The organism is Bradyrhizobium sp. (assembly GCF_030693485.1).
In the GTDB taxonomy this organism is placed as follows: domain Bacteria; phylum Pseudomonadota; class Alphaproteobacteria; order Rhizobiales; family Xanthobacteraceae; genus Bradyrhizobium.
Map to the genome: position 1 here is coordinate 1 of NZ_JAUYAN010000195.1, position 7,656 is coordinate 7,656.

The 7,656-nt window shown below is 62.3% G+C and carries 6 protein-coding genes and 2 pseudogenes; 3 read left to right on the forward strand and 5 right to left on the reverse strand.

What is annotated here, in order from left to right; all coding sequences use genetic code 11:
• Window positions 1-683 precede the first annotated feature (683 nt).
• The 3 genes from Q8N40_RS14405 to clpB form a co-directional block, all read right to left on the reverse strand.
• Entirely contained in the window at window positions 684-827 is a 144-nt protein-coding gene (locus Q8N40_RS14405; protein WP_305712297.1) for a hypothetical protein, read from the reverse strand.
• Window positions 828-840: 13 nt separating this feature from the next.
• Window positions 841-1,707 carry a hypothetical protein gene (locus Q8N40_RS14410; protein WP_305712298.1) on the reverse strand — a complete coding sequence of 289 codons (867 nt, stop codon included), beginning with the start codon at window positions 1,705-1,707 and terminating at the stop codon, window positions 841-843.
• 289 nt (window positions 1,708-1,996) lie between these two features.
• Window positions 1,997-4,636: an ATP-dependent chaperone ClpB gene (gene clpB, locus Q8N40_RS14415; protein ID WP_305712299.1), complete on the reverse strand. Its 2,640-nt coding sequence runs from the start codon at window positions 4,634-4,636 to the stop codon at window positions 1,997-1,999.
• Between the two features lie 224 nt (window positions 4,637-4,860).
• On the opposite strand from clpB, the gene Q8N40_RS14420 reads away from it, so the two are divergent.
• On the forward strand, window positions 4,861-5,646 hold the full coding sequence (locus Q8N40_RS14420; RefSeq protein WP_305712300.1) for an MOSC domain-containing protein: 786 nt from the start codon (window positions 4,861-4,863) through the stop codon (window positions 5,644-5,646).
• Window positions 5,647-5,648: 2 nt separating this feature from the next.
• Here the strand turns inward: Q8N40_RS14420 and Q8N40_RS26710 are convergent.
• Window positions 5,649-5,969, reverse strand: a pseudogene (locus Q8N40_RS26710) (TIGR02594 family protein); the annotation flags it as partial.
• Window positions 5,970-6,095: 126 nt separating this feature from the next.
• Here Q8N40_RS26710 and Q8N40_RS26715 point away from each other — a divergent pair.
• Both Q8N40_RS26715 and Q8N40_RS14430 read left to right on the forward strand, forming a co-directional pair.
• On the forward strand, window positions 6,096-6,296 hold the full coding sequence (locus Q8N40_RS26715; protein WP_371135705.1) for a hypothetical protein: 201 nt from the start codon (window positions 6,096-6,098) through the stop codon (window positions 6,294-6,296).
• Window positions 6,297-6,625: 329 nt separating this feature from the next.
• Entirely contained in the window at window positions 6,626-7,486 is an 861-nt protein-coding gene (locus Q8N40_RS14430) for an alpha/beta fold hydrolase (protein WP_305712301.1), read from the forward strand.
• A gap of 90 nt (window positions 7,487-7,576) precedes the next feature.
• Here the strand turns inward: Q8N40_RS14430 and Q8N40_RS14435 are convergent.
• Window positions 7,577-7,656 (reverse strand): annotated as a pseudogene (locus Q8N40_RS14435) (methionine biosynthesis protein MetW); the annotation flags it as partial.

The window sequence follows — 7,656 nt, forward strand, 5'->3', positions numbered from 1 at the left end:
CGCTCGAAGGGCCGCTGATGGCGAACTTCGAGAAGGAACGCGACCGCCTCGATGCCCAGATGAGCAATCGCGGCAACCCCGCACGCGTGTCCGATGCCGGCGCGCCGGCGGCGCCAGTGCGGCAGGTCAGCAACCGCTGAATTCCCCGTTTAAATCGGCGAACTATCGTGCCCTACCAACCGACATTCCCACCGGCGTCGGCATCGGCGCGTCGGGCACGATCTACTTCTCGTCGGATATCGAGAACGCGATCTACAAGGTGGTGAAGAAGTAGGTGATCAGCAGTCGAGCTTTCCGTCTTCCATGCGGGAGGATGGAAAGTTCACCCGATTGGGGCGCTTTGCGCCGCCGCGGCACTGAGCCAACTACACAAACGCGCATCTTCGGAGTCGCCGGCCGCGACGACATCTGTCGCGAGCTGCGGCTCCTGCGTCCAAGCCTTGATGCCGGCGAGGCCGGTCTGCGATCTCGAAGTCGATGCCACTGGCCCCGCGCGATCATTTGCGAAGTGCCGAGCGCCCGCCGCCGGGCTGCCGGTTTCATACCCGCTGCCCGCGTGCGATATGCAAGGTCGAGGAACCGATGTTGCGACAGATCGGTCCGGATCGCGCGGTCGCGTATCATCTGCATAGATGAGAAATCGACTTCAACGCAACTGTGCGAGGACGTTCGATTGACAGTGCCTAGGCAAACGTAGCTTCCACAGTGAAAGTCTTATCAGGCTGCTCTGTTTTTACTACGTCGGTCGCTCCCAACTCCCTAAACATCTCCACGATCCCATCGACTTCGTCCTTTGGAATTTCTCGTGCCACAATATGTTTCGCCATATTCCGTCCTCCTTTAGGGGCAAATTCCTGCAAGTGTTGCATCTCGCAATAAGCCTTCGGCTACGGCTGGCGTTTGACCAATCCTGAGCAAAGCGAATTTCCTTGCCGCAATTGCAGCATCAGGCTCATTCATCAAACCTAAAAGTCGATTTAGTTTCGCTTTTCTGGCAGCACCAGCGGGTACACGCAATACACAAGCTTCCAGCGCCTTTCCTGCGGCAGTCGAGACAAACGTTACTTCGACTCTGTCTTGTTTTGCCAGTTCGGCAAGTCTCGCCTCAGCTCCCAAAGCGTCAGACGTCCCAAGGATGCCGCCGGTAAGAGTTCCGGCTCGATAGTAATCCTCAAGATCGGTCAGAGCAGTGGCCAGTGGATAGCTGGAAGTCGAGAGCTTCATCCCTCGGAAAATTCGTTCGGCAACGATCGACCGCTGCGTGCGCATTTGCGATTGAATCCATTGCACACTGTGCGCCAACAAGATGTCATTCTCGTATGCGGCGCGCGTACCAGTTACTAATCCAGCCGCCCCTGAGAGCACATTCTTGGTCACCACCGGCGTAAAAAGCTGAGACGCGGTCGTCAATCCGAGGGTTGCGACAGTCGAGCCAAACCCTACGTTCTGGCGTTCTTTCGTCAAACCTGTCTCGTATACGGTATACTGAATGTCGCTCGCGTACATCCTGGCTGCGATCCAGTCATTTCGATATTTAAAGCGTTCCGGCTCGCTCATCCTTACAAATTCGATAAAATCAATTCGCGGAATGGTATCTCTAATAGCTTGGGTTTCGACAGCAACCGGATAGAGGCGTTCCGGTCCGTCCGACACCGAGACGCAACCCGACAAAGTCAGGCCCGCCAGCACTAAGGCGACAACCGCCATTCCTCGACGACGCAACTCCCCCACGCCACGCATGCCCCGTACCCCTTAACTCCCCGTTAAGGATTGTGGCTACCATGTGACGGGTTGTTCAAGGAGTTTCTACAGCCAGGACGATAAATCGCGCAGCGTGTCTCTTTTGAACAACACCCGTGACCCGGTATACGACGCGATGCACGTCGAAGTTGAGGTACGATTCAGCCTTCGCAAACGCGCTATCCAGGCAGGCTTTTCGAAGCAGGTTCGGGCAGGGCCAGCCCTCTCCACACCGCGGAGAGGGCTCCAAGTTACCTCAATGCAGCTTCCGCTTCGGCGCCGGCGCCTCGAATTGTGCGATCTCGGCGGTCTGCGGCGCCTTGCCGTTGAAGGTCAGCACGTTGCCCTCGGTCGAGATCGCGACGCGGTCGCCGTCGACGATTTCGCCGGCCAGGATCATTTCCGCCAGCGGATCCTGCACGTGGCGCTGGATCACCCGCTTCAGGGGGCGGGCGCCGTAGGCGGGGTCCCAGCCCTTGGCGGCGAGCCAATCGCGCGCCGCGTCATCCAGCGTGAGCACGACCTTGCGCTCCTCCAGCAGCTTGGTGAGCCGGGAGAACTGGATCTCGACGATCCGGCCCATCTCGCTCTTCTGCAGCCGGTGGAACAGGATGATCTCGTCGACCCGGTTGAGGAATTCGGGGCGGAAGTGTGCGCGCACCATGCCCATGACAGGCTCGCGCACGGCTGAGGTGTCCTCGCCCTCCGGCTGGTTGACCAGGAACTCCGAACCGAGGTTCGAGGTCATGATGATCAGTGTGTTGCGGAAGTCGACGGTGCGGCCCTGGCCATGGGTCAGGCGGCCGTCGTCGAGCACCTGCAGCAGCACGTTGAAGACGTCGGGATGGGCTTTCTCGATCTCGTCGAACAGCACCACCTGGTACGGCCGCCGCCGCACTGCTTCGGTCAGCGCGCCGCCCTCGTCATAGCCGACATAGCCCGGAGGCGCACCGATCAGCCGCGAGACCGAGTGCTTCTCCATGTATTCGGACATGTCAAGGCGGACCATCGCGGTCTCGTCGTTGAACAGATATTCGGCGAGCGCTTTTGTCAGTTCGGTCTTGCCGACGCCGGTGGGACCCAGGAACATGAACGAGCCCATCGGGCGGTTCGGGTCCTGCAGGCCGGCGCGCGACCGGCGCACCGCGGTTGCAACCGCATGCACCGCCTCGGCCTGGCCGACCACGCGGTTGCCGAGGCTGTCTTCCATCCGCAGCAGCTTGTCCTTTTCGCCTTCCAGCATCTTGTCGACGGGCACGCCGGTCCAGCGCGACACCACCTGCGCGATGTGGTTGGCGGTGACCGCCTCCTCCATCATGTCGCCGGCGTTTTCGTTGGCTTCGATCTCGGCAAGCTTCTTCTCGAGCTCGGGAATCCGGCCATAGGAAAGCTCGCCGGCACGCTGGTACTCGCCGCGACGCTTGGCTTCATCGAGCTCGAGCCGCAATCCCTCCAGCTCGCTCTTCAGCTTCTGCGCATTCGACAGCTTGTTCTTCTCCGAGCTCCAGCGCGAGGTCAGGTCGGCGGACTTCTTTTCGAGTTCGGCGAGTTCGGTTTCCAGCGTCTGCAGCCGGCTCTTCGAGCCGGCATCGCTTTCCTTCTTCAGCGCTTCCTGCTCGATCTTCAGCCGGATGATTTCCCGGTCCATCGAGTCGAGCTCTTCCGGCTTGGAATCGACCATCATCTTCAGCCGCGCCGCGGCCTCGTCCATCAGGTCGATCGCCTTGTCGGGCAGGAACCGGTCGGTGATGTAGCGGTTCGACAGCGTGGTCGCCGCCACCAGCGCGGAATCGGTGATGCGCACGCCGTGGTGCTGCTCGTATTTGTCTTTCAGGCCGCGCAGGATCGAGATGGTGTCCTCGACCGTCGGCTCGGATACGAAGATCGGCTGGAACCGGCGCGCCAGTGCGGCGTCCTTTTCGACGTGCTTGCGGTATTCGTCGAGCGTGGTGGCGCCGATGCAATGCAATTCGCCGCGCGCCAGCGCGGGCTTCAGAAGGTTGGACGCATCCATTGCGCCGTCGGCCTTGCCGGCCCCGATCAGCGTGTGCATCTCGTCGATGAACAGGATGATGCTGCCCTCGGCCGACGTGACCTCCTGCAGCACGGCCTTCAGCCGCTCCTCGAACTCGCCGCGGTATTTGGCGCCCGCGATCAGCGAACCGAGATCGAGCACCAGCAGTTTCTTGTCCTTGAGGCTTTCCGGCACGTCGCCATTGAGAATCCGCATCGCCAGGCCTTCGACGATCGCGGTCTTGCCGACGCCGGGCTCGCCGATCAGGACGGGATTGTTCTTGGTGCGGCGGGACAGCACCTGGATGGTACGGCGGATTTCCTCGTCGCGGCCGATCACCGGGTCGAGCTTGCCGTCGCGCGCCGCCTGGGTGAGGTCGCGGGAATATTTTTTCAGCGCGTCATAGGCGTTTTCCGCCGTGGCGGAGTCGGCGGTGCGGCCCTTGCGCAGCGATTCGATCGCGGCGTTGAGGTTCTGCGGCGTGACGCCGCCCTTGCTGAGGATGCCGCCGGCGTCGCTGTTCTTCTCCAGCGTCAGGCCCAGCAGCAGCCGTTCGACCGTGACAAAACTGTCGCCGGCCTTTTCGGCGGCCTTTTCCGCGGCATCGAACGCGCGCGCCAGTTCGGGGGCGAGATAAACCTGCCCGGCGCCGCTGCCGGAGACTTTGGGCAGCTTGTTGAGCGCGTCTTCGGTCGCCTTCAGGATGGCGCGGGAATTGCCCCCGGCGCGGTCGATCAGACCGCCGGCAAGGCCCTCGCTGTCGTCCAGCAGCACTTTGAGCATATGCAGCGGCGAAAACTGCTGGTGGCCGTCGCGCATGGCCAGCGATTGGGCGGATTGGATGAAACCGCGCGCACGCTCGGTGTATTTCTCGATATTCATAAGGTCATTCCCTCAGCCTGCCGCTCCGCCCCTAAGGCACGGTCGCCGCATCTTCACTGGGTTTCCGCTGCGCGCATTGACACTCATCAATCGGCAGCGGCCGCGTCGCCGACGCTACGCGCCGGCTTGAGCCAAATGTGGGAAGGGGTTTGCGCAAACGGAAGAGGCAATCTCACAAATTCGTGTGCGGTGGCGCCCGGCCGGGGAATCTCTTAAGAAACCGCATGTCCCGCATCCCGCCTGCCCAGATCGCCAGCCTTTATCGCTATCCCGTCAAAGGCCTCTCCCCGGAAGCCCTGCCAAACGTCACCCTGGGCGTCGGCCAGACGCTTCCGGCCGACCGCCGCTACGCCATCGAAAACGGCCCCAGCGGCTTCGATCCCGCCGCGCCGAAATGGATGGTGAAGGCCTATTTCCTGATGCTGATGCGGGACGAATGGCTGGCGGCGCTGCACAGCCATTTCGACGATGCCACCAATGTCCTGACCATCCGCCGCGATGGCGCGGTCGTCGCCCAGGGCAATCTGGAGACTGCCGAGGGCCGGGCCGCCATCGAGCGGTTTTTCGCGGAGAGCTATGCCGGGTCGATCAAGGGACCGCCAAAGATTCTCTCCAGCGATGGGTACAGTTTTTCGGATATCGCCAGCAAGGTGGTCTCCATCATCAATCTCGCCAGCCTGCGGGCGATCGAGAACATCGTCGGCCAGCCGGTGCACCCGTTGCGGTTCCGCGCCAACCTCTATGTCGAGGGCTGGCCGGCATGGCACGAGTTCGACCTGCTCGACCAGACCCTTGCGATCGGCGAGACGCGCCTGAAAGTGGTGAAGCGGATCACCCGCTGCGCCGCCGTCAATGTCGATCCCGATACCGCCGCGCGCGACCTCGGCATCCCGCAGGCGCTGACGCAGCGGCTCGGCCATAACGAATGCGGCGTCTATGCCGAGGTAATCGCCGGCGGCACCATCGGCGTCGGCGATACGATTGCGGTGGAACAGCCGAAGCTCTTGTAGGCTCAGTTCGGCATGACGTAGGCGTAAATCCGGCCGCGTGAGACCGGCGTCTCCCTGACCCGGTTGCCATTGTTGCCGGACACCACGATCGGATTGCCAGAGGCGTCGATGCCGCTGACCACGCCGACATGGCCACCGCCACGGCCCCGGCCCATCACGGCGATGGCGCCGACCTGCGGGCCGGAGACGCGCTGGCCATAGCCCGCGAACGAACGCGCGATATCCGAGCCGGTGCCGCGGTGACCCGCCCGCTCCAGGACCATGTTCATGAATCGCGCACACCACAGCCGGCCGCGACCGGTCGGGTTGCCGCCGAGATAACGGGTGCTGGGTGCGGCGCTCGCCTTGGCATTGGCAATGCCGCGCGCCTGCATCCGCACCACGCCGCGCTCCCAGCGCGAGGCACGCGCGACGCGCCGCGACCGGCGCGTTTCGGAGAGCACGTTCGGTTGGCCGAATCCGCCGTAGATTGCCGTATCGCCGGGGGCGCCGTTCGGCGTGAAGCCGGCTTGCGGATCGGCAAACCCCCGCGCCTGCGAAACGCGCGCGATATGGCGATGATGACGATGATGCCTGTCATGGTGCCGGGCATGATGGCCAAACTGATGCGCGTGAGCGTGTCGCCCTGCGCCATTTTCCGGCTTTGCTGAACCGGAGAAGCGATAAGGACCAGTGCCACCGAACACGAAGCCAGCGCAACCACACGAAGCGACCGGCGAAACGCAACAACCAACTGAACCATACTCGACTTGATCCTCTATGACACACCACACCCCCAGTTCCCATCGGCTCCTGAACCGATATCCAGGGTCGTAATGCGGGGCGCGGTATGGCGAGAGCAAGACGCGATGCGGCGGTGCGGAAACGCTTCGGGGTCATTCCGCGATCATTCAGTGACGAAAATGATCGGTTCAGCCTCATTGCGGACAACAGCATTAACTGCGATTTTCGCGACCGGCCCCATGAGAGGAACAAGCAAATGCCCTATGCCGTCAGCAGCGACAATGTCCGGCTCTATTTCGAGGAAGCAGGCTCGGGAACGCCTGTTATCTTCCTGCACGAATTCGCCGCCGACCATACCAACTGGGAGCCGCAGATGCGCTACTTTTCGCGCGGCCACCGCTGCATCGCCTATTCCGCGCGCGGCTACACGCCGTCCGATGTGCCCGCATCGAAGGAGCTCTACACCTACAAGCATTTCTATTCCGACGCGCTGGCCGTGCTCGATCACCTGAAGATCGAAAAAGCGCATTTCGTCGGGCTGTCGATGGGCGCCTATTCGTCGCTGCAGATCGGCCTCAACGCTCCGGAGCGCGCGCTGTCGCTGACGCTGGCAGGCGTCGGCTCGGGCTCTAGCCTGGAAAACCTCGAGGCGTTCCGCAGCCAGTGCCAGGCCAATGGCGAACAGTATGAGGAGATCGGTTCGGTGGAAGTGGCGAAAGCGACGCGCGAGGCGCCGAGCCGGATTCCGTTCCTGGTGAAGGATCCGCGCGGCCACGCAGACTTCTACGCGGCCCTGGCGCGACACGATGCCAGGGGCTCGGCCAACACCATGCGCAGTTTTCAGGGTGGCCGGCCCTCGATCTACACTTTGACCGACGCCATCAGGAAAGTCCCGACGCCGACCCTGATCATCTGCGGCGACGAGGACGACAATTGCATCGAGCCCAGCCTGTTCCTGAAGCAGCATTTGCCGGCGGCGGGGCTGACTTTCTTTCCGAAGAGCGGCCACGTTCTCAATCTGGAGGAGCCAGCGCTGTTCAACGAAATGGTGGAGCGTTTCATTGCGCTGGCCGAGGCCGGGAGATGGCCGGTACGGGATCCGAGATCGATGGCTTAAACCGTCATTCCGGGGCGATGCGCAGCATCGAACCCGGAATCTCGAGATTCCGGGTCTGGTCCTTCGGACCATCCAGGAGTGTGACGGTCACTACTTCCCCTTCTCCGCCCTGCTCAACAGGAACACGCCCTGTTCGCCGAACATGTTCCAGAACCACCAGGGCAGGTTGA

Excerpts from the sequence above, each read along its gene's own strand:
- Q8N40_RS14405 (WP_305712297.1), bottom strand. The coding sequence starts at position 827 with ATGGCGAAACATATTGTGGCACGAGAAATTCCAAAGGACGAAGTCGAT.
- Q8N40_RS14410 (WP_305712298.1), bottom strand. The coding sequence starts at position 1,707 with ATGGCGGTTGTCGCCTTAGTGCTGGCGGGCCTGACTTTGTCGGGTTGC.
- clpB (WP_305712299.1), bottom strand. The coding sequence starts at position 4,636 with ATGAATATCGAGAAATACACCGAGCGTGCGCGCGGTTTCATCCAATCC.
- Q8N40_RS14420 (WP_305712300.1), top strand. The coding sequence starts at position 4,861 with ATGTCCCGCATCCCGCCTGCCCAGATCGCCAGCCTTTATCGCTATCCC.
- Q8N40_RS14430 (WP_305712301.1), top strand. The coding sequence starts at position 6,626 with ATGCCCTATGCCGTCAGCAGCGACAATGTCCGGCTCTATTTCGAGGAA.